General features: G+C 67.6%; 20 protein-coding genes and 1 riboswitch. Of the genes, 4 read left to right on the top strand and 16 right to left on the bottom strand.

What is annotated here, in order from left to right; genetic code table 11:
• The first annotated feature begins 548 nt into the window (after positions 1-548).
• Both L0966_RS05840 and L0966_RS05835 read left to right on the top strand, forming a co-directional pair.
• Positions 549-1,454: an ABC transporter ATP-binding protein gene (locus L0966_RS05840; RefSeq protein ID WP_370640662.1), complete on the top strand. Its 906-nt coding sequence runs from the start codon at positions 549-551 to the stop codon at positions 1,452-1,454.
• Entirely contained in the window at positions 1,451-2,212 is a 762-nt protein-coding gene (locus tag L0966_RS05835; RefSeq protein ID WP_234050929.1) for an ABC transporter permease, read from the top strand. The genes L0966_RS05840 and L0966_RS05835 overlap by 4 nt, the downstream gene beginning before the upstream one ends.
• Here L0966_RS05835 and L0966_RS05830 read toward each other — a convergent pair.
• Positions 2,194-2,682 carry a MarR family winged helix-turn-helix transcriptional regulator gene (locus tag L0966_RS05830; RefSeq protein ID WP_234050928.1) on the bottom strand — a complete coding sequence of 163 codons (489 nt, stop codon included), beginning with the start codon at positions 2,680-2,682 and terminating at the stop codon, positions 2,194-2,196. The genes L0966_RS05835 and L0966_RS05830 overlap by 19 nt on opposite strands.
• Positions 2,683-2,745: 63 nt before the next feature.
• Between L0966_RS05830 and L0966_RS05825 the strand changes: the two genes are divergently transcribed.
• A complete protein-coding gene (locus L0966_RS05825) occupies positions 2,746-3,204 on the top strand; it encodes a carboxymuconolactone decarboxylase family protein (RefSeq protein ID WP_234050927.1) in 459 nt (152 codons plus the stop codon).
• A gap of 57 nt (positions 3,205-3,261) precedes the next feature.
• Here the strand turns inward: L0966_RS05825 and L0966_RS05820 are convergent, their stop codons facing one another.
• Positions 3,262-3,870: a cyclopropane-fatty-acyl-phospholipid synthase family protein gene (locus L0966_RS05820; RefSeq protein WP_234050926.1), complete on the bottom strand. Its 609-nt coding sequence runs from the start codon at positions 3,868-3,870 to the stop codon at positions 3,262-3,264.
• A 161-nt stretch (positions 3,871-4,031) separates the two neighbouring features.
• On the opposite strand from L0966_RS05820, the gene L0966_RS05815 reads away from it, so the two are divergent.
• Positions 4,032-4,238 carry a hypothetical protein gene (locus tag L0966_RS05815; protein WP_234050925.1) on the top strand — a complete coding sequence of 69 codons (207 nt, stop codon included), beginning with the start codon at positions 4,032-4,034 and terminating at the stop codon, positions 4,236-4,238.
• 537 nt (positions 4,239-4,775) lie between these two features.
• On the opposite strand, the gene gcvPB is transcribed toward L0966_RS05815, so the two are convergent.
• The 14 genes from gcvPB to tesB form a co-directional block, all read right to left on the bottom strand.
• Positions 4,776-6,341, bottom strand: coding sequence for an aminomethyl-transferring glycine dehydrogenase subunit GcvPB (gene gcvPB / locus L0966_RS05810; RefSeq protein ID WP_234050924.1), 1,566 nt, complete (start codon positions 6,339-6,341; stop codon positions 4,776-4,778).
• 38 nt (positions 6,342-6,379) lie between these two features.
• Positions 6,380-7,723, bottom strand: a complete 1,344-nt coding sequence (gcvPA, locus tag L0966_RS05805; RefSeq protein ID WP_234050923.1) for an aminomethyl-transferring glycine dehydrogenase subunit GcvPA — start codon at positions 7,721-7,723, stop codon at positions 6,380-6,382.
• A 9-nt stretch (positions 7,724-7,732) separates the two neighbouring features.
• A complete protein-coding gene (locus L0966_RS05800) occupies positions 7,733-8,206 on the bottom strand; it encodes an OsmC family protein (RefSeq protein ID WP_234050922.1) in 474 nt (157 codons plus the stop codon).
• 4 nt (positions 8,207-8,210) lie between these two features.
• Positions 8,211-8,588, bottom strand: coding sequence for a glycine cleavage system protein GcvH (gene gcvH, locus L0966_RS05795; RefSeq protein WP_234050921.1), 378 nt, complete (start codon positions 8,586-8,588; stop codon positions 8,211-8,213).
• A 3-nt stretch (positions 8,589-8,591) separates the two neighbouring features.
• Complete coding sequence (gene gcvT / locus L0966_RS05790; protein WP_234050920.1) at positions 8,592-9,755, bottom strand: glycine cleavage system aminomethyltransferase GcvT; 1,164 nt, start codon at positions 9,753-9,755, stop codon at positions 8,592-8,594.
• 172 nt (positions 9,756-9,927) lie between these two features.
• Positions 9,928-10,032: riboswitch (glycine riboswitch) on the bottom strand.
• 151 nt (positions 10,033-10,183) lie between these two features.
• Positions 10,184-11,074 (bottom strand): hypothetical protein, encoded by an 891-nt coding sequence (locus tag L0966_RS05785; protein ID WP_234050919.1) that lies wholly within the window; start codon positions 11,072-11,074, stop codon positions 10,184-10,186.
• Positions 11,075-11,230: 156 nt separating this feature from the next.
• Positions 11,231-12,529, bottom strand: coding sequence for a pitrilysin family protein (locus L0966_RS05780; RefSeq protein ID WP_234050918.1), 1,299 nt, complete (start codon positions 12,527-12,529; stop codon positions 11,231-11,233).
• A 71-nt stretch (positions 12,530-12,600) separates the two neighbouring features.
• Entirely contained in the window at positions 12,601-13,962 is a 1,362-nt protein-coding gene (locus L0966_RS05775; protein ID WP_234051290.1) for a pitrilysin family protein, read from the bottom strand.
• 341 nt (positions 13,963-14,303) lie between these two features.
• Complete coding sequence (locus tag L0966_RS05770; protein ID WP_234050917.1) at positions 14,304-14,972, bottom strand: hypothetical protein; 669 nt, start codon at positions 14,970-14,972, stop codon at positions 14,304-14,306.
• 61 nt (positions 14,973-15,033) lie between these two features.
• Complete coding sequence (gene lspA / locus L0966_RS05765) at positions 15,034-15,558, bottom strand: signal peptidase II (RefSeq protein WP_234050916.1); 525 nt, start codon at positions 15,556-15,558, stop codon at positions 15,034-15,036.
• 16 nt (positions 15,559-15,574) lie between these two features.
• The gene (gene ileS / locus L0966_RS05760; RefSeq protein ID WP_234050915.1) at positions 15,575-18,607 is read right to left on the bottom strand and encodes an isoleucine--tRNA ligase; all 3,033 of its coding nucleotides are present in this window, start codon (positions 18,605-18,607) and stop codon (positions 15,575-15,577) included.
• A 465-nt stretch (positions 18,608-19,072) separates the two neighbouring features.
• Positions 19,073-20,434 carry an ammonium transporter gene (locus L0966_RS05755; protein WP_234050914.1) on the bottom strand — a complete coding sequence of 454 codons (1,362 nt, stop codon included), beginning with the start codon at positions 20,432-20,434 and terminating at the stop codon, positions 19,073-19,075.
• A gap of 29 nt (positions 20,435-20,463) precedes the next feature.
• Positions 20,464-20,802: a P-II family nitrogen regulator gene (locus L0966_RS05750; RefSeq protein WP_234050913.1), complete on the bottom strand. Its 339-nt coding sequence runs from the start codon at positions 20,800-20,802 to the stop codon at positions 20,464-20,466.
• 330 nt (positions 20,803-21,132) lie between these two features.
• Positions 21,133-22,008 (bottom strand): acyl-CoA thioesterase II, encoded by an 876-nt coding sequence (tesB, locus tag L0966_RS05745; RefSeq protein WP_234050912.1) that lies wholly within the window; start codon positions 22,006-22,008, stop codon positions 21,133-21,135.
• Positions 22,009-22,237: the final 229 nt, after the last annotated feature.

The raw sequence follows: 22,237 nt of genomic DNA, 5'->3' as shown, positions 1-22,237 counted from the left end.
AGGAGGAAGGCGCAGGTGCAAAAGGTCAGGGCGTCGCCCTGGCCTTTTTCTTTTTGCGTTTCCTGAGCCGTGCCTTCGCGCCATTTCTTTCGGGCCGGCCGCGGGGCGGCGCCGGGGAGCCGTTCCTGCCGGTGGGGCTTTTCCCTGAGGGGGCTTTTCCCGAAGGGCGGGGCGTGATCTAACCCCAGGCATGCAAGGGGGCCATGGCGGGCTTCCTTCCGGCCGGCGGGGCCAGAGCGAGGGCCGCGACCGGCCTGAGCCATATCCCCGCCGCGTTTCGTGCCGTTCCGAGCATTCCCGTGTTTCACGTAAGCAAGGGCATGCTCCAAATCCTTGAGTTGATGCGTTTTCTTCACGCGAGCCGAGATCCCGCTCGCTCGAAAGCGCTTCGGATTTCGCCCCGTTCCGTGTGCCGTGAGCCCTGCTGCTCGCGGTGCCGTGCTTCAGGTCATGCCCCAGCCATGCTTCAAGCCGCGTCCTTGCCTTCCGCAACGCCCTCCGCTCCTCCGGCCGCCTCGCCGGGGCGCGGCGTCGTCAGTGTGCGTGCTGTGTCGAAGACCTATGCCACCGGTCACAGCGCGCTGAAGAACATCAACCTGGAGATCGCGCCCGGCGAGATCTTCGCTCTGCTCGGGCCCAATGGCGCGGGCAAGACCACGCTCATTTCCATCATCTGCGGGCTGGTGAACGCCACGTCCGGCGAGGTGCGGGTGGCGGGCCATCACATCGTGGACGATTATCGCGCCGCCCGCTCCCGCATCGGCCTGGTGCCGCAGGAGCTGGCCACCGATTCGTTCGAGACGGTATGGGCCTCGGTGAGCTTTTCGCGCGGGCTGTTCGGCAAGGCGGCGAACCCCGCTTACATCGAGCAGGTGCTGAAGAGCCTCTCTTTGTGGGAGAAGCGCGACGCCAAGATCATGACCCTCTCGGGCGGCATGAAGCGGCGCCTGCTCATCGCCAAGGCGCTCTCCCACGAGCCGGAAGTGCTGTTCCTCGACGAGCCCACCGCCGGCGTGGACGTGGAGCTGCGGCGCGACATGTGGCGCCTGGTGCGCGCCCTGAAGGACAAGGGCACCACCATCATCCTCACCACCCACTATATCGAGGAGGCCGAGGAGATGGCCGACCGGGTGGGTGTCATCAACCGGGGCGAGATCATCCTGGTGGAGGACAAGGCGACGCTCATGCGCAAGCTGGGGCAGAAGCAGCTCACCATTGAGCTGTCCGCTCCGCTGGAGCAGGTGCCTGAAGCGATCGCATCCTATGGCCTTGTCCGCTCGGCGGACGGCCGCAAGCTCACCTACAGCTATGGCGCCGAGGGGGCGGAGGACGAGCCGCCCATCGGCCGGCTGCTCTCCGATCTCGCCGCCGCCGGCATCGGCTTCGACGACCTGCGCACCGCGCAAAGCTCGCTTGAAGATATTTTCGTCAGCCTCGTGAGGCCGCACCCGTGAATTTGCAAGCCATCCGCGCCATCTACGGCTTCGAAATGGCGCGTACCAAGCGCACCCTGCTGCAGAGCGTGGTGTCGCCGGTGATCTCCACTTCCCTTTATTTCGTGGTGTTTGGCTCCGCCATCGGCGCGCGCATGGCGCAGGTGGAGCATGTGGCCTATGGTGCCTTCATCGTGCCCGGCCTGATGATGCTGACCCTGCTCACGCAGTCCATTGCCAACGCCTCGTTCGCCATCTATTTCCCGCGCTTCACCGGCACCATTTATGAGGTCCTGTCGGCGCCGGTGTCGCCGTTCGAGATCGTGTGCGGCTATGTGGGGGCGGCGGCCACGAAATCGGTGCTGCTCGGCCTCATCATCCTCGCCACGGCGGCGCTGTTCGTGCCCATGGAGGTGCGGCACCCGTTCTGGATGCTGGGCTTCCTGGTGCTCACGGCGGTCACCTTCTCGCTGTTCGGCTTCATCATCGGCATCTGGGCCGACGGGTTCGAGCGCCTGCAGCTCATCCCCATGCTGATCGTGACGCCGCTCACCTTCCTGGGCGGCACCTTCTATTCGCTGGACATGCTGCCGCCGGTGTGGCGCACGCTGACCTTGTTCAACCCGGTCGTCTATCTCATCTCCGGCTTCCGCTGGAGCTTCTTCGGCCTGTCCGACGTGGCGGTGGAGGTGAGCTTCGGCATGACGCTGGGGTTCCTGGCCATCTGCCTGCTCATCGTGAGCTGGATGTTCCGCACCGGCTACCGGCTGAAGAGCTGAAAGTCCTCATCCGGGGATATCTGCGCCACCGTCGCCAGCCACTGGCGCACCACGGCTTCGTCCCGCGGGGTGAGACCCGCCCTCAAACCGGGATCGAGGGCGTGGACCCGCTCGCGTGCCTCAATCAGCAATTGCTGGCCGGCTGGCGTGAGCGCGGCTTGCAGGATGCGTCCGTGCCGGCCGTGGGGAGTGCGGCGGATGAGGTTGGCGCGTTCGAGATTCGCCAGGATCACGCTCACCGTCTGGGGTGTCACCAGCGCGATGCGGGCAAGGTCCGCGCCCGAGAGGCCGGGATAGGCGTTCAGCATGGTCAGCAGGGTGAATTGCGGGGCGGTCACGCCCAGGTCTGCCAGCGCCTTTTCCATGCGCTGTCGATAGGCCGTGGCGGCCTGCCGCAACAGGTAGCCCAGGTGGCCCTCGGTGCCACGCTTGCCCTCGCCGGCGGCCGGCGGAGATGGATTGTCACCCATATCAAAGCTCTGATATAATATTCGAGCTTTGATATTATCCCGTCCGCAGTGTGAGGACCAGTCGTGGCCAATCCCCTTTCCCGCCCCACCTACAAGGATTTCACCGCCAAGGCGCCGGACGTCTATGCCGGCCTTGGCGCCCTCACCAAGGCGGTGGATGCCGCCGGGCTCGACAAGGGGCTGACCGAGCTGGTGAAGCTGCGCGCCTCCCAGCTCAATGGCTGCGCCTTCTGCCTGAAATTCCATCTGGGCGTGGCGCGCAAGGCCGGCGTGTCGGAAGCCAAGCTGGACCTTCTGGCCGCCTGGCGCGATGCCGAGCTGTTCTCGGCACGGGAAAAGGCCGCGCTCGACTTTGCCGAAGCCCTCACTCTGCTGGACGGCGAGCCGGCCTCGGACGAGGCCTGGGCGCGCCTGCGGGAGGAGTTTTCGGAGAGCGAGGCGCTCTATCTCACGGTGACCATTGCCGGCATCAATGCGTGGAACCGCATCGGCATGGCCTTCAAGTTCGCCCCGCCGGTGTGATGAAAAAGGCCCTCTTCGCGGAAGAGGGCCTTTGGCTCCGGGGCCGACAGGCCGGCATCAGGCGCCGGGCTTCACCGCCACCAGATCGATCAGCGCCGACATGCCGCAATGGGCGCTGCCTTCCGCGATCTCCGCGTCATAGCTTGAAAGCTCGAAGATCTCGAATCCGGCGAAAGCCGCGCGCAGCAGCTCTTCCGTGTAGAGATTCTCGGGGGTGGAGGGGCCGCCCGTGCGGTATTCCACCTGCTTGGGCCGGTAGCCCTCCAAAAGCACCATGCCGCCGGGCTTCAGCGCCTTGCGCACATGCTCGAACATCTGGTCGCGCTGCTCGGGCGGAAGGAACTGGATGAAGATGCCCACCACCACGTCATAAGCGGCGAGGGGCCAGGCCCAACTGGAAAGGTCCACCAGCTCCAGCTGCAGCTCCACGCCCCGCTCAGCGGCGAGGCGGCGGGCCTTGTCCTGGGCCACGGCGGAAGAATCCACAGAATGCACGCTGAGCCCCTGCTCAGCCAGCCACACGCCGTTGCGGCCCTCTCCATCGGCGATGGCGAGGGCATGCCATCCCGCCTTCAGGCGCGGGGCCTGGCGCGCCAAAAAGGCATTGGGCGCAACGCCGAAGAGATAGTCCTCACGCGCGTATCGCTGGTCCCAGAAGGCGGTCATATCCACTCCGATCGTCCATGCGCCCCCTCACGCAAGGGAGTGCCCCAGCGGGCATAAGCCCATAGGGCGAGGTGACGCAGGGGTGCCCCCTTATTGATCAAGGTCAAGAAACCATGCTCTTTTGGCAATATATTGAGGGCCTCTAAAAACGAGGTGGTGCCATGCTGAAGATTGCGAGTCTCATCTGGGTGATCCTGTCCGTCGCTTTCGCCGGCAGCCTGGTCATTCTCGTGCTTGCCGTGCCGAGCCCGGCGCAGACGGACATGCGCGCGATTCCCATTGCCGCCGCGGTCGGTGCGCTGCTCGCTATTCCCGCTTCTCTGTTCGTGGCGAAGCGAATCATCGCCATGACCACCAAGCGGGGGTAACCACCAAGCGGGGGTGACCACCAGCCCGCAGCGCTGAAAGCGCGCTCCCGCCGTTGAACGCCGCCGCGAACCACCGCGCCGCGGCGAAGCGGGGGAGTTGCGCCGGTTCAATGATTTGGAAATGCCAGGAGGGCCGATGAGCATCGCTCACCGGCCTTTTCTGTTGCTGATCGGCGGGGTGCCTCGGGCCGCAGGTTCGGGAAGTCGCTTTTAAGCGGCGTGGCGTGCGGTCCGCGGCGCCGGTCCGGCCTGTCGTGTGGGGACGTGGTGGCCGGCGGGGCCGATCGGCCATGGCCGATCCCTTTCCCCGTAAAGCGGGGAAGCTGCGGCTTTCGGGAGGGCGGGGCCCATCCTTCAGGGGGGCGCGGACCGAGGCAGAAGACCCCCGTGCCGAATCTTGACGTCATTTTCGAGCGAGCAGGTTTCCATTTCGCTCGATGACGCTCACGCTGAGCGGAAGGCGCGCGACCTTCCGTCCGCGTCGGCGCGGAGGATGGCAGGCGGTCACATGGCCGCGGCGCCACTCCCCGCTGCCGTTCATTCCGCCGCTTCGGACAGTGGCGCGGGCTTCACCCAGCGCAGCACCGGGGTGCGGGCCGCGCGGGTTTCGTCCAGGCGGCGGCGCGGCGCGTAATGGGGGGCGCCCAGGAAGCGCTCCTTGTCCCCCGCCTTCGCCGCCATGGCGAGGTCCCGCAAGGCGCCGATGAACAAATCGAGGGAGGCTTTCGATTCGCTCTCCGTGGGCTCGATGAGCATGGCCCCGTGCACCACCAGCGGAAAATAGACCGTCATGGGGTGGTAGCCCTCGTCAATCAGGGCCTTGGCCACGTCCAGGGTGCTGATGCCCGTGCCGGCGAGCCACGTATCGTCGAACAGGGCCTCATGCATGGCCGGCCGCTCCGCGAACGGGGCGGTCATCAGGTCCATGAGGCTCGCGCGCACATAATTGGCGGAGAGCACCGCGTCTTCGGAGGCCTGGCGCATGCCGTCGGCGCCATGGGACAGCATCCAGGCGAGAGCCCGCACGAACATGCCCATCTGGCCGTGGAACGCGCTCATGCGCCCCAGCGCCTGTTCGGCCCCCGCCGCGCCCTTCTCTTCGACCAGGGTGAGGGTGCCGTCCCGCGCCACCAGCGCCGGAACCGGGGCGAAAGGGGCGAGAGCCGGCGAGAGCACCACCGGACCGGCGCCAGGACCGCCGCCGCCATGGGGCGTGGAGAAGGTCTTGTGCAGGTTGATGTGCATGGCGTCGACGCCGAGATCGGCCACCCTCACCTTGCCCAGGATGGCGTTGAAATTGGCGCCATCACAGTAGAAATAGGCGCCCGCCTCGTGCACCGCGGCGGCGATCTCCACGATATCGCGCTCGAACAGGCCGCAGGTGTTGGGATTGGTGAGCATCAGCGCCGCCACCTCGGGGGTCAGCGCGTCGCGCACGGTCTGCGCATCCACCGTGCCGTCCGGGCGCGCCGGAATGGCCTTCACCTGATAGCCGATGAGGGCGGCGGTGGCCGGGTTGGTGCCGTGGGCGCTTTCGGGCACCAGCACGATGTGGCGGGTCGAGCCTTTCGCGAGATGGGCGGCCTTGATGGCCATCATGCCAGTGAGCTCGCCATGGGCGCCGGCCTTGGGCGGCAGCGCCACCGCCGCCATGCCCGTGAGCGCCAGCAGATAGCGCGACAGCTCGCCCATCAGCTCCAGCGCCCCCTGGACGGTGGAGAGGGGCTGCAGCGGATGCACGTCCGCGAAGCCCTCAAGGCGCGCCATCTTCTCGTTGAGACGCGGATTGTGCTTCATGGTGCACGAGCCCAGCGGAAACAGCCCGCTGTCGATGCCGTAATTCATGCGGGACAGGCGCACATAATGGCGCATGGCCTCCGGCTCGGAGAGGCCGGGCAGCTCGGGCGCCGCCGCCCGTTTCAGCCCGCCGAGGCGGTGGGCGGTGCCCTTGGGCTCGGGCAGGTCCACGCCGGAGACTTCCGGGCGGCCGACCTCGAAGATGAGGCCCTCTTCCAGATCCAGCGCCCGGTTGCCGGTGAAGGTTTCCGGTGCAGGGGTGAGGGGGGTGACGGGGGCGGTGGCGCCGCGGCCTTCGCGATTCATGGCTCAGCTCCGAAAGGGGGATGTGCGGCGGGCGCGGGTCACGCCAGCGCCTCTGCGAGGGCGGCGGCATAAGCGGCGCGGTCCTCGGGCGTGGTCACCTCGGTGGCGGCCACCAGCAGCAGGTCATTGAGCCCCGCGCCGGGCGCGAGGCGCGAATAGGGCACGCCGGCCAGGATGCCGCGGGCCGCCAGCTTCTCCACCACCTCGGCGGCGGGCACTGGCAGGCGCACGGTGAATTCGTTGAAGAAGGTGGCGTTGAGCACACTCACCCCCTTCACAGCCTGAAGCCGGTCCGCCAGATCACAGGCGGCCTCGTGGTTGAGGGTGGCGAGGCGGGTGAAGCCCTGCTGGCCCAGCAGCGTCAGGTGGATGGTGAAGGCGAGCGCGCACAGGCCCGAATTGGTGCAGATGTTGGAGGTCGCCTTCTCGCGGCGGATGTGCTGCTCGCGGGTGGAGAGGGTCAGCACAAAGCCGCGCCGGCCTTCCGCGTCCACGGTTTCGCCGGCAAGGCGGCCGGGCATCTGGCGCACATATTTCTGCCGGGTGGCGAACAGGCCCACATAGGGCCCGCCGAAATTCAGCGCATTGCCCAAGGACTGGCCCTCGCCCACCACGATGTCGGCGCCCTGCGCCCCCGGCGGTTCCACAAGGCCGAGCGACACCGTCTCGGTGAACACGGCCACCAGCAGCGCGCCGACCGCGTGGGCGGCCTCCGCGATGGGCTTCAGGTCCACCAGATTGCCGAACACGTCGGGGCTCTGCACCACCACGCAGGAGGTCGCTCCATCGATGGCGGAAATCAGGTCCTCCCCGCCTTCCGGGCTGGGCGGCAAGGCTTCCACCGCATCGTCCGCATAATGGGAGATGGTCTCGATGGTGGCGCGGTAATGGGGGTGGAGGTTGCCCGCCAGCACCGCCTTGCGCCGCTTGGTGATGCGGTGGGCCATCAGCACCGCCTCGGCGGCGGCGGTGGAGCCGTCATACATGGAGGCGTTGGCCACCTCCATGCCGGTGAGCTCCGCCACCTGGGTCTGGAACTCGAACAGATATTGCAGCGTGCCCTGGGCGATTTCGGGCTGGTAGGGCGTGTAGGAGGTGAGGAATTCCGAGCGCTGGATCAGGTGATCCACGGTCGCCGGCACATGATGCCGATAGGCCCCCGCGCCCAGGAAGAAGGGCACCGCGCCCGCCACCACGTTGCGGGCGGAGAGGCGGGACAAAGCGCGCTCCACCTCCATCTCTCCCTGGGCGGGAGGAAGGTCCGGCAGCGCGGCGGTGCGCTTGTCCGCCGGAATGTCCGCGAACAGAGCGTCGATGGAGGGCACGCCGACGCGCGCCAGCATCTCGGCGCGGTCCTCGGCGGTCAAGGGAAGGTAACGCATGAGAAGGTCTCACACCGTCAGATAGCGAAAATCGATGATGATCTCGGCGCGCAGGGAGTTCGCCACGTAGCATTCCGCGTGCGCCTGATGATGAATGGCGGCCACGTCCGCGTCGGTGGGCCGCCTGTCGCCGGAGAACACCATCATGGGCGACAGGGTGATGCGGGAGAGGTAGAATTTGCCCGCATCATTGGGGCTCATCACGCCCTGGGCGGCGTCCTCATAGCTGTCCACCCGGAAGCCGGCCCGGCGGGCGAAATCCAGGGCGAACAGCATGTGGCAGCTGGAGGTGGCCGCCACCAGGGCTTCCTCCGGGTCCACCGCATCCGCGCGGGAATAAGGCAGGCGCACGGAGGAGGGGGCCGACGAGCCGGGCACCTCCAACCCGTCGAAGACCCACAGATGGGCCCGGGAATAGAGGCCGTCGGTGAACACCTCGGCCTCCCGGCTCCAGCGGATGGTGGCGCGAAAGTCGCCGGCCATGGCCTCAGCCGAGGCTCTCGACGAGGGCCTGGTAGGCGCCTTCGTCCATCAGGCCGTCCAGCTCGGCGGGGTTGGAGATCTTCAGCTTCAGGAACCAGCCGTCCACTTCGGGCTGCTGGTTCACGAGGCCGGGATTGCCTTCCAGCTCCGCATTCACCTCGATCACCTCGCCGGAGACGGGGGCATAGACCTCGCTGGCGGCCTTCACGCTCTCCACCACGGCCACTTCCTTGCCCTGCTCCACCACCTTGCCGAGCTCGGGCAGCTCCACGAACACGATGTCGCCGAGCTGGCCCTGGGCATAAGAGGTGATGCCGACCACGGCCACGTCGCCGTCGACGTGCACATATTCGTGGTCCTTGCTGTAGCGCACGATGGTCATGCTTCAGGCCTCTTTCGACGATTTGCGCGCATAGCGCGTCGGCACGAAGGGAAGGGGGGTGACGGTGGCGGCCAGCGGCTTGCCGCGCACCAGAAGCTCGAGCTTCGTGCCCGGCGCGGCGAGCGCCGGTGGCACATAACCCATGGCGATGGGCGTCCCCAGCGTCGGCGCGAAGCCGCCGGAGGTCACCACGCCCACCTGGACGCCGTCATGGAGGATTTCGGCGCCCTCGCGGGCCGGGGCGCGCCCATCCAGCCTTAGCCCAACGCGCAGGCGCGCGGGGCCCTCCGCAAGCTCGCGCTGGATGCGCGCGGCGCCGGGAAAGCCGCCCTCGGCGCGCCGCCGCTTCTGGATGGACCAGGAAAGGCCCCCTTCCACCGGCGAGGTGGTGGGATCGATCTCGTGGCCGTAAAGGCTGAGCCCGGCTTCCAGGCGCAGGCTGTCGCGCGCGCCGAGGCCGATGGGCTTCACTTCCGGCTCGGCCGTCAGCGCGCTCCACACCTTCTCGGCATCGGCGGCGCGAAGCGAGATCTCGAAGCCGTCCTCGCCCGTATAGCCAGAGCGGGAGACGTGGACGGGAATGCCGTCGAAGCTGGCGGGGCCGGCCGCCATGAAGTCGAGCGCCAGGGCCTCCGGGGAATGGCGCGCCATGGCGGCCGCCGCCTCGGGGCCCTGAAGGGCAATCAAGGCGCGGTCGAGCAGGGGGGCCAGGCGCACATTGGCTGGCAGATGGGCGGAGATGTGCTCGAAATCGGCGGCCTTGCAGGCGGCGTTCACCACCAGCAGCAGGCGGCCATCCTCCTTCGGGTCAGCCGGGCGGGTGACCATCAGGTCATCGAGGATACCGCCGCTCGCGTCAAGGAGCTGGGAATAGCGCTGGCGGCCGGGCGCCAGGTTCGAGATGTCCGCCGGCACCAAGGCTTCGAGGGCCCGGGCGCAGGTTGCGTGGTCCGGCCCTTCCAGGATCGCCTGTCCCATGTGGGAGACGTCGAACAGGCCCGCATGAGCGCGGGTCCAGGCGTGCTCGGCCAGGATACCTTCAGGATATTGGACAGGCATCTCATAGCCGGCGAACGGCACGATGCGCGCCCCGAGCGCCACATGGGCGGCGAACAAAGGGGTGGTGTGCAACAGGGTCTTGAGGAGAGGGTCGACGGCGTGCGTCATCGCAGCTCCGGGGGGATAGCGCCAGGTTGGGGGACCGGGTTCGGAAACCTTGAGTCCTTCGGGCGCCCCCTCTGTCTGCGGAACCTGAGAGATTTCACCGCGCCGTTTGGACTGGCGCGGCTTACTCCTTCGGTGAGCCGCCGGCGCGTGCCGCGGCTGCTTTCCAGAGCGTCGTCCCCCTGCGGTCCTTTGGCCTGAGCGGTTCCGGGGCGGTTGCGCCTTCGGCGCCGGTTCTGCCCGCTCGTCGCGCGCAGCCGGTCTCTCCCGCAGGGATCATCCGAGACGATGCCAGAAGCGGCGGAAACCAAGGCTCCGATTCCGCTTCATAGACAACGTCAATCGCACAATAAGAAAAACCGTGGCGGCGTCAACCGGGGGCGGACGCCGACCTTGGTCGCAGCGATGCGGAGGGCTTTCGCCCCGCGTCATCAGTTCGGCGGGGGCTCGAAGCCACCCGAGGAGGGCGGCGGGGCAAAGCCGCCACTGCTGGAGCCGCTGCTGCTTCCGCTATGGCTCGACCCGCTGCTGGAGGGGCCGGAGGGCGGCGGCCCGAACACGTCGCTGCTGGGCGCGCCCGGATCCTGCTTGGGCGCGGCCGCGGCCGGAGCGGCCGGCGCGGCCGGCGCGGCCGTCTCGGCGGCGGGCTTCGGCTTGGGCTTGCGCGGCCTGGAGGAGGCGGCGGGCTTCGGCTTTTCGCCCTGCGGATCGTAGCCCACATAGACCACGTAGCGCTCGACCTCGTCGGGCTTGGGCAGCGGGAAGCTGAGCTGGTCCTCGATCACGGTGAAGGCGGACTGCTGCTGGCCGGCGGGAATTTCAACCGGCACCGTGAAGAACTTGGTGGTGACGGTCTTGGGGTTGGGACCTTCCTCCACCACGGCGACGCGGATCGGCACGCGCACGGTGCCCGGCGTGCCCTTCTCGCCCAGCAGCACGCGGCCTTCGATGCCGACCTTCACGGTCATGGTCTGCCCGGCGATGGCGCATTCGCGGGCCAGCTGGCCCACATTGCCCTGGTAGCGCAGCGCGCCACCTTCCGTGACCTGCCAGGTGCCGGCCCCGGTGCGCACGGTCACGCTCGGGCAGGCATAGGTGACGGCATTGGCGCCGGTGCCCACTGTGAGGGCCGGCGTGGCGGCGCTGTTCACGCCCGCCGCATTACCCGTGGCGACGCCCGTATCCTGGGCGCCGAAGCTGCCGTCGAGGTTCTCGCCCGAGGCGCATCCGGCCAGGGCCAGCGCCAGGGCCAAGCCGACGAGGCCGCGTGCGGAGGTTCCTGCCGGCGCAGGGGCCGTGTCGCTTGCCAGTTGGCGTCCCATGTCGCTCATCTCCATAGGCTTATCCATATGGCGTGGTTATACCAAACGGTACGATGAACGCACCGTGCGAAGGCCCCCCATTTACGGTTTGGTGACCAAAAGCCGGAAACATGGTGAACGGGCGCCGCGCGCCCGTTGCCTTCCGGTGCATCAAGATCAGCCGCCGGACAGGCCCACCGGCTTGCCCACCACCACCACCAGCGCCTTGCGCGCGGTGGCGAGGCGCGCGGCCACGCGCTTGATGTCGTCCAGCGTCACCGCTTCCACCAGCGCGTTGCGGCGATCGATGTAATCGATGCCAAGCGCGTCGAGCTGGATCTGCAGCAGCTGCCCCGCCACCTTGGACGAGGTGTCGAACCGCAGCGCATAGCTGCCGGTGAGATAGCTCTTCGCCTCCTTCAGCTCCTCCGGCGTGGGGCCGTCATCGAGGATGCGCTGGAACTCGGAGGTGATGAGCGAGATGGATTCCGCCGCCCGCTCGTTCTTGGTGGCGGTGCCGGCGAACCACAGCCCCACATGGGCGAGGGCCACCTGATAGGAATAGACCGAGTAAGCGAGCCCGCGCGCCTCTCGCACCTCCTTGAACAGGCGGGAGGAGAAGGCGCTGCCGCCCAGGATGTGGTTGAGCACGTAGGCGGCCATGAAGTCGGGATCACGCCGCTCCAGGCCCACCGTGCCCATCACCACCACCGACTGGGGCACATCCAGGGGGATGACGTCCACCGTGCCGATATGCTGGGGCGTCACGTTCTCAACCGGCGTCAGCTCCGCCTTTTCGGGCAGGCTGCCGAACACTGCGTCGAGCCGTTGGCCCAGCTCCTCGGGGGTGATATCGCCCACCACCGCCACCCGCAGGTTGGAGCGCGCCAGGGTGCGCTTGGCGAAGCCGACAATGTCCTCCCGCGTTAGCTCGGGCACGCTCTTCAGCGTGCCGTCCACCGGGCGGCCATAGGGATGATCGGGGAAGGCGAGGGCATACCAGCGCTCGCCGGCGATGGAATTGGGCTCGGTGGAACGGCGACGCAGGCCCGCCATGATGGCGGCGCGGATGCGCTCCACCGCCTCGTTGTCGAAACGCGGCGCGTTGACGGAGAGGCGCAGCAGGTCGAACGCCACGTCGCGATTTTCCGACAGGGTGCGCAGCGAACCGCGCATCTCGTCACGCCCGGCGTCGAAATGCAGCTCCACGGCGTGGTCGGCCAGCTTCTGCTGGAAGGCCTGGGCGTCGAGATCGCCGGCGCCTTCGTCGAGCACGGAGGCGGTGAGATGCGCCAGCCCCGCTTTGGTCGGCCCGTCCTGGGCGGCACCGCCGAGGAAGGCGAATTCCATGGCGATGAGGGGCAGCGTGGTGTCATGCACCAGCCAGGCCTTGATGCCGCCGGGGCTCGTCACCTCGGTGATGCGGCTCGATTGCTGGGCCTGGGCCTCGGTGTTGGAAATGAGGGAGAGAGCCATCGTCACCATCACGAAAAAGAACCAGCCGGCGATCCCGAAGGATCGCCCGGCGGAAGCGGGGGACCACGCCCTCACGAGCGATCGTCCTTCTTGGCGGCGGCCGGCGCCGTCTTCAGGTAGCCGGTCACCGCGCGGTCGGCGGTGAGGTAGCGCTTGGCGGCGGCCTGCACGTCGGCGGCGCTCACCGCCTTCACCCGCTCGGGCCAGGAGCGCACGTCCTCGGCGCTGGTGCCGGTGGCCCAGGCCGCCCCATAGATGCGGGCCAGCGTCGCCTGGTTGTCCTGGGCGTAGATCATGTCGGCCGTCAGCCGGGTCTTGGCCCGCTGCAGCTCCAATTCGTCCACCCCCTTGTCCGCCACCTCGGCCACGATGGCGTCGAGGGCCGCCTCAAGGTCGTCCAGGCTCACATCGGGGCGCGGGCTCGCATAGACCACGAAGCGCGTGGCGTCGTAAGCCGTGCCCTGGTACCAGGAGCCGGCACCCGCCGCGAGGCCCTTTTCGGCCACCAGCTGGCGATAGAGCCGGCCGGTCTGGCCGCCGCCGAGGATCTGGGAAAGCACTTCCAGCGCCTCCGCCTCGCGCGGGGCGGCGGTGCGGTCGGAGGGCACCAGATAGGAGCGCTGCACGCTCGGCTGCGCCACCCGGGCATCGGCAAGGGAAACCCGGCGGTGGGCCTGCGGCTCCGGTTCCTGCGGGCGGTTGCGGGGCGGGGTGTCGGCGCGCGCCACCTTGCCATAGGTCTTCTCGGCCAGGGCGCGCACCTCGTCGGGGGTCACGTCGCCGGCGACCACCAGCAGCGCGTTGTTGGGCGCGTAATAGCGGCGATAGAAGGCGAGCGCGTCTTCCCGGTTCAGCTGCTTGATCTCGTGCTCCCAGCCGATGATCGGATGCTGATAGGGGTGGTTGACGTAAGTGGTGGCCTGCATGATCTCGCCCAGCCGCGCGCCAGGCTCGTTGTCGGTGCGCATGCGGCGCTCTTCCAGCACCACGTCGCGCTCGGGCAGCACCACTTCATCGGACAGCTTGAGGCCGGTCATGCGGTCAGCCTCGAAGCCCATCACCTTTTCCAGGTGCTCCTTGGCCACGCGCTGGAAATAGGAGGTGTAGTCCTGGGAGGTGAAGGCGTTCTCCTGTCCGCCCAGGCGCGCGACCTCGGCCGAGAACTCGCCCTGGGGATGGGCCTCGGTGCCCTTGAACATCAGGTGTTCGAGGAAATGGGCGATGCCCGACTTTCCGGGCTGCTCATCGGCCGATCCCACCTTGTACCACACCATGTGGGTGACCACCGGCGTGCGGTGATCGGGGATGACCATGACCTGAAGGCCGTTATCGAGGGTGAACTGGGAAATATCGGGTCCCGCGGCCGACGCGGCGCGCGGGGCGAGCGCAGCGGCGCTCGCGGCGAGGATGGCAACCATGGCAAAACGGCTCATCTTCACGTGGCGGATCTTCCGGCAATGCACGCGCCGGACGGCACGCACGTTTCTTGAAAGATAGGATCTTTGCCGACGAAGGCCAGAGGCGGCGCCGCGAATTGAGCGATTCCACGCCGCGAGTAGGAGAGCGATGTCGGCCAAAAGGCGACGGGGCGCCAGACACCGGACCTCGCGGGCGGAGTGATCCGCGCGGTGACGGGGCCATGGGCGGCCTCGGGCGCCGCGCGCGGCGATGATCGGCTTGAGCGCCTGTTCGGCGCCGGACGCCGGCCAAGGCAAGGACCTTTAGGAGAAACGAAACGCCCCCGCTGGGGTGCCAGCGGGGGCGGGGAACGCACTCAGTTCGTCCGGTCGAAAAGGTTGGGCACCTTCCAGGGCTCCTGCTTCTTTTCCACCACGCCATAGGGCGCGTTGGGGGCAGGGGTCTGGTAGCCCGCCGGGGGCTGGAGCAGGGTCTCGCGCTCCGGCTCGCCGGTGAAGACCATGGGCTTGTCCTTCTCACCGGTCAGCGAGGGCAGCCAGCCCTTGGAGCCCAGCTCGCTCGGCATCAGCTCATCGCGCGTGGTGCCGGTGGCGACGGGCTCGGTGGGGATGACGCCGAGAATTTTTTTGCGGCCCTTGTTCAGCTCCGACGGCAGCAGCGGGCGGCCGGGATCGTCGCGGACCACGGGTGCATTGGCCGCGGCCGCCTCGCGCTGGCGGCGCGCAATGTCCGGATCCTTGGGCCAGTTGGGATTCTGCTGGTGCGCGGCGCTTTCGGGCGAAGGCAGGGCCTCGGTCGCGGTGACGGGCGGCACCACCAAAGGCGCGCGCTCGCGATAATCGATCTCGGGCTTGGGCGCCTCGTCCTTCAGGCCGAACAGCTCCATCATGCTGTCGAGAGGATTGGAATTGAACTGGTCCTGTGCCGCGGCGGGCCGGGCGAAGGCGCCGGCCAGCATCAGGCTCAGCGCGCAGGCGCCAAGAATGGGCTTCAGGGCCTTGGGGGCGGTCGTCAAACGGTGCATAGGCCTCGCCTGCGTCGCTGCATCGGGCCGGGTCATTGGGCTCACGCGCATGGTGCTCCCCTTAAGGCTCGCGCTCTGCTTCAGGTTTGGATGACATAGGTGTCGGAGAGGGCGGCGTTTTTGAGGCACGCCCGAAAAAGGCATCATAAAGCAGCAGGCCGACACCGCCAACCACCGCAATATCGGCCACGTTGAACACGTACCAGCGGTAACCGAAGGCGTGGAGCGAAATGAAATCGAACACCGCGCCATACACCACCCGGTCCACCGCATTGCCCAGCGCGCCGCCGATGAGCAGGCCGAGCCCCACGCTTTCAACCAGCCGGTGGGAGCGGGTGAGCCACACGGTGAAGGCCAGCGCCGCCACCACCTTGATGCCCACCAGAACCCAGCGGCCCGTCTCCCCCTGGGGAAACAGGCCATAGCTGATGCCGGCATTCCACAGGGCGACGAGATCGAGGAAAGGCGCGACCGGGACCAGACCCGGCCCCTGAGTCGCCATGAAGGCGATGGCCCAGGTCTTGGTGACCTGATCGGCCACCAGCACCAGAAGGGCGGTGAGAAGCCCCAGGCGGACTCGGGTCATCGCGCCTCTCCCCTGCTCATTTCGCCGCGGCGTAGAATTCCCGCAGCGCGGCCGCGTCGCGCGGCGTCACGTCCGGGAACTCAGGATCGGTGCCCACCTGCGGCGAGATCTTCCAGGACCGGGCGCACTTGCGGCCCTCCGCCCGGGCGGGCACCACGGCGACACCGGGCACGTCGGGCAGGCGGAAGGCATCCGCCGGGCCATCGCCGCGCACCAGGCTGGCGGCGCTGGTGATGCAGATCTCGGCAAGGTCGAGCCCCTCGAAGGCATCGGCCAGGGCGGCATCGGTGACATGGACGACAGGCGCGGCCTCCAGCGAGGAGCCCATCCGCTTCTGCGCCCGCTCCACCTCCAGCGCGCCGAGCACCACGCGCCGCACCTGCCGCACCTTGCGCCACTGTTCCGCAAGGGCCGGATCACGCCAGCTCTCGGGCGTTTCGGGGAAGGTGGTGAGGTGCAGGGAGCCTTCCTCGTCCCCGGTGCGGGCGAGATAGGCCTCTTCCGTGGTGAAGGGCATGATGGGCGCGAGCCAGGCGACCACCCGGTTGAAGGTCTCGTCCAGCACCGTCAGGCAGGCCTTGCGGGTGAGGGAGGAGAGGGGGTCGCAATAAAGCGCGTCCTTGCGCACGTCGAAATAGAAGGCCGACAGCTCGATGTTCATGAAGGAGGTCAGCAGCGCGTGCACCTTCTTATAGTCGAAGGCGCGATAGGCGGCGCGGATCTCCCCGTCGAGCTCGCTCAACCGGTTGAGAATGAAGCGCTCCAGCGACGGCATGTCGGCGAAGGCCACCCGCTCTTCCGGCCGGTAATGGTGCAGCGAGCCCAAAAGCCAGCGGATGGTGTTGCGCAGCTTGCGATAGGTGTCGGAGGTGGTCTTCAGGATCTCCGGGCCGATGCGCAGATCGTCCGAATAATCGGAGGCGCACACCCACAGGCGCAGGATGTCGGCGCCGGATGCCTTGATGACGTCCTGCGGCGAGGTGACGTTGCCCAGCGACTTGGACATCTTGCGCCCGTCCTCGTCCAGCACGAAGCCGTGGGTGAGCACGGCATCATAAGGCGGGCGGCCGCGGGTGCCGCAGCTCTCCAGCAGGGAGGAGTGGAACCAGCCGCGATGCTGGTCCGAGCCTTCCAGATACATCACCTTGTCCTTGCCCTCGGGCGCGCGGACCGCCTTCAAATCGGGGCGCACCTCCAAGGTGAAGGTGTGGGTGGAGCCGGAATCGAACCACACGTCGAGGACGTCGTTCACCTTGACCCAGGGCTCAGCGGCGAGCTCTCCGAGGAAGCGTTCGCGGGCGCCTTCCTTGAACCAGGCGTCGGCCCCTTCTTCCTCGAAGGCGGTGGCGATGCGGGCGTTCACTTCCGGATCCCGCAGGATTTCCGCCTCGCCGTAGGCGTTTTCTTTCACGAACACGGCGATGGGCACGCCCCAGGCGCGCTGGCGCGAGACCACCCAGTCCGGCCGGTTGGCGATCATGCCGGTGATGCGGTTCTCGCCCGCCGCCGGCACCCATTCCACGGTCTTGATGCCCGCCAGCGCGCGCTCGCGCAGGGTGTCGGGCACGTTGCCGTTGAGGGTGGCAGGGCGGTTCGCCGCCCTGCCGTCGCCATTGCGGATATCCTGGTCCATGGCGATGAACCATTGCGGCGTGTTGCGGAAGATGACCGGCTTCTTGGAGCGCCAGGAGTGGGGATACTGGTGCTTTACCCGCCCGCGCGCCAAGAGGTTGCCGGCGGCGACGAGAGCGTCGATGACCGCCTGGTTGGCGTCACCCTTCTCGCCCTTGTCGGTGATGACGCGCTTGCCCTCGAAGCCAGGGGCCTGGGCGGTGTAGAAGCCGTCGCCGTCCACCGTGTAGGGGATGGCGGAGCCGATACCGCGCTCCTCCAGCCAGCGACGGTGCTGGGTCCAGATCTCGAAGTCTTCGCGGCCATGGCCGGGGGCGGTGTGGACGAAGCCCGTGCCGGCGTCGTCGGTCACGTGGTCGCCGTCCAGGAGCGGAACCGCAAAGCTGTAGCCGTGAGCCGACGCAACGGTGTCGGGAAAGAGCTTCGCCAGCGGGTGGGCGCACCTGAGGGACCCCAGCTCTGCCGCCGTCACGTCCCGCACCCGCGCGAAGGCGGTGACACGGGCCTGCTTGAAGACGTCGGTCGCGAGATTGTCGGACAGGATCAGCCGGTCGCCGGCCTTGGCCCAGTTGTCGGCCGGGGCGTCGGTGACCTCGTAAAGGCCATAGGCGATCTTGGAAGAGAAGGAGATGGCGCGGTTGCCGGGCATGGTCCAGGGGGTGGTGGTCCAGATGACCACACAGGCGCCACCCAGGTCGTCCTTCACCCCGGACACCACCGGGAACTTCACCCACACCGTGTCGGAGGTGAAGTCGTGATACTCCACCTCGGCTTCCGCAAGAGCGGTCTTTTCCACCACTGACCACATCACCGGCTTGGAGCCGCGATAGAGCAGGCCGTTTTCCGCGAATTTCATGATCTCGCGGGCGATCTGCGCCTCGGCGGCGAACGCCATGGTGGTGTAGGGGTGGTCCCAGTCGCCTTCCACGCCCAGGCGCTTGAACTCCTCGCGCTGGATGTCCAGCCAGTGCTGGGCGAAGGCGCGGCATTCCTGGCGGAAGGCCACCATGGCCTCGGCGTCCGAGAAGTCGGGCTTGGCCTTGCCCTTCTTGCGGTAGTTCTCTTCCTCGATCTTCCACTCGATGGGCAGGCCGTGGCAGTCCCAGCCGGGCACATAGTTGGAATCGTGGCCCAGCATCTGCTGGGAGCGCGTCACCACGTCCTTGAGGATCTTGTTGAGCGCATGGCCGATATGGATGTTGCCGTTGGCGTAAGGCGGGCCGTCATGGAGCACGAAGCGCGGCCGGCCTCGGCCCACCTCACGCAGGCGGGAGTAGAGGTCGAGGCGCTTCCAGCGCTCCAGCAGCTCCGGCTCCTTCTTGGGCAGGCCGCCGCGCATGGGGAACTGGGTTTCCGGCAGCAGCAGGGTCTTGGAATAATCCGGCGCGGCGGGCTCGGAAGACGTCTTGTCGGTCATGGAAAAGCTCGGAAAAAAGGGCCGCAGGGCGGCCGATGGGGCGAACACGGCGAAAGGTCCCGGCTGCCCCCGCGCGCGTCAGCCGCGCCGGCGGGGGACCGGGCCGATAATTCGCGCATCGCGAACACGCGCTGCGGGCGCGCTCGGCGGAATGGCGCGCTGCGGCGTGGCGCTCGGCAATGGCGTGCCGCCCCACCAAAATGGAGCCTTGTCGGCGTGGGTCATCCTCGGGCCGTGTGAAGCAAATCCGAAGCTGGGCTTCTAGCAGGCGGCCGGGGCGGGGGAAAGCCCGCAGATGGGCGCGGCGGCGGGGTCATGGCCGGGAGCCAGGCCCGCGCACGCAAAAAGACCCCGGCGCCAGATGGTGCCGGGGTCCGTTGGTTCCCCTCTTATTATTTGGGACCGGACAGGGCCGGAAAAAAACCGGGGGCGGGCTGCGCCCCCGGGGAACTCAGGACGCCGAGCTCACGAGTGGTAGGCGCGCTCGCCGTGCTCGTTGAGGTCCAGGCCCTCGCGCTCCACGTCCACCGACGGCCGCAGGCCGATGATGATGTTGAGCACGAAGAAGATGATGGCCGAAACCACACCCGACCACACGATGGTCACGAGGGTGGCCTGGGTCTGCACCCACACCTGGTGGCCCATGGAGTAGTCGGCCACGCCGCCGCCGCCGAGAGCGGGCGACACCAGGATGCCCGTGGCGATGGCGCCGACGATGCCGCCGACACCGTGCACGCCGAACACGTCCAGGCTGTCGTCATAGCCGAGGGCGTTCTTCACCGCGGTGCAGAAGAAGAAGCAGACCAGCGCCGCGACGATGCCGAGCACGATCGCGCCCATGGGGCCCGAGGCGCCGCAGGCAGGGGTGATGGCCACGAGGCCGGCCACCGCGCCCGACGCGCCGCCGAGCATGGAGGGCTTGCCGCGCACCAGCCACTCGACCACGAGCCAGCCCACGATGGCGCCGGCGGTGGCGAGGAAGGTGTTGATCATCACCAGGGTGGCGAGGCCGTTGGCTTCCAGGTTCGAGCCCACGTTGAAGCCGAACCAGCCGACCCACAGCAGGGAGGCGCCGACCATGGTGAAGGCCAGCGAGTGGGGCGGAAGCTGTTCCTTGCCGTAGCCGATGCGCTTGCCGACGATGATGCAGCCGACGAGGCCGGCGATACCGGCATTGATGTGCACCACGGTGCCGCCGGCGAAGTCGAGGGCGCCCAGGGTGAACAGGTAGCCTTCCGAGAACCACACCATGTGGGCGATCGGGAAGTAGACGAAGGTGCCCCACAGCACGGCGAACAGAACCACCGCCGGGAACTTCATGCGCTCGGCGAAGGCGCCGATGGCCAGGGCCGGAGTGATGGCCGCGAAGGTCATCTGGAAGGCGATGAACACGAACTCGGGGATCTGCACGCCCTTGGTGAACGTATCCGCGAGGCTGTCGGCGGTGACGCCGGCCAGGAACGCCTTCTCAAAGCCGCCGATGAAGGCATTGCCCGAGGTGAAGGCCAGCGAGTAGCCGTAGATCGCCCACACCAGCATCATCACCGCGGTGATGGTGAGCACCTGCATGAGGATGGAGAGCATGTTCTTGGCGCGCACCAGGCCGCCGTAGAACAGAGCGAGGCCGGGAACCGTCATCAGCAGGACGAGGACCGTGGAGGTCATCATCCAGGACACGTCACCCTTGTTCACGGTGGATACGGCGGCAGCCGCGGCGGGAGAAGCGGCCGCCGGCGCCATGTCGGGCTGTGCAAGGGCCGGCAGGGCGAAAGCCGCCCCAGCCAGGAGCGCGGGCACACCCACGCGGGTCCACGTCTTGAACGTCATGGAATATGGCTCCGTGAAATGAGGAAGGCTCAAAGCGCGTCGGCGTCGGTCTCGCCGGTGCGGATGCGCACGGCGTGGTCGATGGCGAGAACGAAGATCTTGCCGTCGCCGATCTGGCCGGTCTTGGCCGAGGCGGTGATGGCCTCCACGACCTTGGAAACCTGGTCGGCAGCCACCGCCACCTCGATCTTCAGCTTCGGCAGGAAGCTCACGGCATATTCAGCGCCGCGATAGATCTCGGTGTGGCCCTTCTGCCGCCCGTAGCCCTTCACCTCGGTCACGGTCAGTCCGTGGACGCCGATACCGGTGAGGGCGTCGCGCACCTCCTCCAGCTTGAATGGCTTGATGATGGCCATGACGATCTTCATGGATCGGTCCCTGTCCCCTGATGGGCTTGGATACGGCGCCGCGAAGCCCACCCTCGCGAACCGCCCAGCCGATGTTTTCTCATGGCTTCGCCGAGCGGGACGGGGATTTCCGCGCCGCGGCTGGCAAGCCTGCGCAAGACGGAATCAAGGACCGTGCCAAATGCGACAAAGGCCCGACTCCCGCTGCTTATTTTATCGCCATGGAAGGCAAGGGAGTGGCGGCGCCCGAAGGTTGCCGCTTTTTGGCCTACTTTTTAATCAATGAGCCTTAAACATCATCAATGGGCGGGCGCTGCCCCGTTCGCCCGCCCCATCACGGTGCCGATGGCGTCACTTGGGCGTGACGCGCCGCATCAATCCTTCCTGCGTTGCGGAAGCCACGAGAATGCCATCGCGGGTGAAGAACTCGCCCCGGCAGAATCCGCGCGAGCCGAACGCGGCCGGGCTTTCCTGGCTGTAGAGCAGCCATTCGTCCGCCCGGAACGGACGATGGAACCACAGCGCGTGATCGAGGCTGGCCACCTGCAGGTCGCGATCAAACACCGACTTGCCATGCGGCAATAACGCCGCCTGCAGCAGCGAGAAGTCCGAAGCGAAGGCCAAAACTGCCTGATGCGTGGGCAGGTCGTCCGGTAGCGCGGTGCGGGCGCGCACCCAGAGGCTGGGCCGCACGCCGAGGCTGCCGATATATGCCGGGTCGGTGGAGATGGGGCGGATCTCCAGCGGCTTGATGGCCATCCAGTCCCGCCGCGCGGCTTCGGGGAAGCGCTCCACCAGTCGCGCGCGCCAGACTTCGTCGGGCGGCAGGTTCTCGGGCATCGGCACGTCCGGCATGGTGCTCTGGTGCTCCAGTCCGTCCTCTTCCAGCTCGAACGACACCGCCATGGAAAAGATGGCCTTGCCATGCTGGATGGCCACCACGCGGCGGGTGGTGAAGGAGCGCCCGTCGCGGATGCGGTCCACCTCGTAGATGATGGGAACGGTGGGGTCACCGCCGAGCAGGAAATAGCCGTGGAGCGAGTGGGTGACGCGCGGGGCATCCACCGTGCGGCGCGCCGCCACCAGGGCCTGGGCCACCACCTGGCCGCCGAACACGCGCCCGCCACCCGGATTGCCGCTGCGACCGCGGAACAGATTGATCTCCAATTGCTCCAGGTCGAGGATGGACAGAAGCGCTTCAACGTCGCTAGACGGCGTGTCGGTCATGAGATCAGCCTTGCGGAAGCCCGCGACGCGGAAAACTGACGCGCGGGACGGGGAATGACGAGTCACGAACACGCCACGCCCCCGCGTGGCGCGTCAAGTGCGTATAGGTGAGGCAGATGCCGTTTGCGGCGGTGGTCATCTCCGCCGGGCGGCTGCAGGGCCTTTGGTGCAATGCCCGCATCGCCGCGAATGAGCCGCGGCGATGCGGGATAGACGAGATCGCGTGAGG

Origin of the sequence: Xanthobacter sp. NM-59 (assembly GCF_021401125.1) — a bacterium.
GTDB lineage: Bacteria > Pseudomonadota > Alphaproteobacteria > Rhizobiales > Xanthobacteraceae > Xanthobacter.
Note: the sequence above shows the minus strand (reverse complement) of the source record. Positions and strands in the feature narration are given on the sequence as shown.